This window comes from Stieleria sp., from assembly GCF_041595215.1.
GTDB classification, from domain to species: Bacteria; Planctomycetota; Planctomycetia; order Pirellulales; family Pirellulaceae; genus Stieleria; species Stieleria magnilauensis.
In genome coordinates this window covers 1-1,529 of sequence record NZ_JBFHKV010001505.1, presented here as the reverse complement: position 1 = coordinate 1,529, position 1,529 = coordinate 1, and the positions used below count along the sequence as shown (strand labels likewise).

The 1,529-nt window shown below is 58.0% G+C and carries 1 protein-coding gene; it reads right to left on the bottom strand.

Annotated features, from left to right (window positions below; genetic code table 11):
• Window positions 1–91 precede the first annotated feature (91 nt).
• Complete coding sequence (locus tag ABX749_RS32505) at window positions 92–1,276, bottom strand: cytochrome-c peroxidase (protein ID WP_372899694.1); 1,185 nt, start codon at window positions 1,274–1,276, stop codon at window positions 92–94.
• Between the last annotated feature and the right edge of the window lie 253 nt (window positions 1,277–1,529).

Genomic DNA, 1,529 nt, shown 5'->3' with positions numbered 1-1,529 from the left:
GACGGACACCTCAAAGCGATCCTGGTCCAGAAGCAATCGAGCTGGTGCCCGAAGCGAGTCTTTCCGGACTAGAGCTTGCCAGCGGGACTCGCTACGGTTGAGCGACAAACGGATCTGAAAACTTGGGATCGGTCAGCAGCGTTTGGTCGGTCAACGTGGCAAGGAACGCCGCCAGTGCAACCTTGGGTACTTCTGGCAAGGCCAGGCCGTTGGCGGCAAAGTCTGCCAATCGAGGGTCTAGGTTTTCGTGCGGCCGGACGCTCCAGTTGTAATGTTCGATCACTTGGTCCAGCGTGACAAATCGTCCGTCGTGCATGTAGGGGCCGGTTTGCGCGATGTTCCGCAACGACGACGGCTTGAACTTTCCCCGGTCTTGCATCCGCCCAGACTGCGAGCCGACTCCGGCGTCAACGTCGGGGCCATCGATATCGATCCCGTTGTTACCCGGTTCGCTCAACTGAAAGATCGCCCACTGTTTCAGGCCGACATCATCGTGGCCGGGCAGATGACATTCGGCACAGCGCGCCCGGCCGAAGAACTGGCGTTTGCCGAGGTTCTCTTGGTCGCTGAAACTTGGGAAATCATCCTTCGGTGACTTCACCTGTTGCAAACCGAGGTCGTAGCGTGATCGAAAGGAAACGATCGAACGGACGAACTGCGCGAGCGCTTTGGCGATCCGGTCTTTCGTGATCGCGGGATCGCTGAACGCATTGGCAAACAATGGCGGATAGATCGGATCATCCGCCAACTGTTGCACCAATGCTTCGAGCGTGTGCCCCATCTCAAGAGGGTTTTCGATCGGCATCAGCACCTGCGTTTCCAGGCTCGATGCCCGTTCGTCCCAGAAGAACCGATCGCGAGCATAGAAACGCAGATTGACAAGACTCATCGAGTTCCGGCTGACCGTTTCACCACGGAAGCCGATGCTTTTCGCCCGAGGATCACTGAACGCGTGCTGCTGTTCATGGCATGTAGCACAAGACGTTGTGCCGTTGGCTGAGAGTGTTTTGTCGTAGAACAGGACGCGGCCGAGTGTCGCCCCGTGGTCGGTCAGTGGATTGTCTGCTGGAGTGTTGTCCAGTCGACGGAGTTGATCGGCAATCGCGGCGGGCACGTCCAAGTCGCTGTAGCGATAGGGCGTCGCAGGCAGATCGAGTTTGCGTTGCGGTGCGGACGCGGGCGAGCCGTCGGCAACATCCGCCGCCGCGGCAAAGCTCATCCACACGGGCAGCAGGACCGCCACCAACAGATTCATGATCAAGGGTTGAACCGACAAACCAAACCTCTCCGCATCATTCAGGACAACCCGCAGGCTGAAGTGGCAAAACGATGGGGGCAAGACAATCCCAGCCCCAGCCGCCCAACACCATTCTACCCACAGACATTCGCGCCACCATTGTCCTACTCTCCCCATCACCGATCTCCAAAATCCATTTCCTCAATCATTCTGCCACCCCATCATTCTGCCACCCCATCATTCTGCCACCCCATCATTCTGCCACCCCATCATTCTGCCACCCCATCATTCT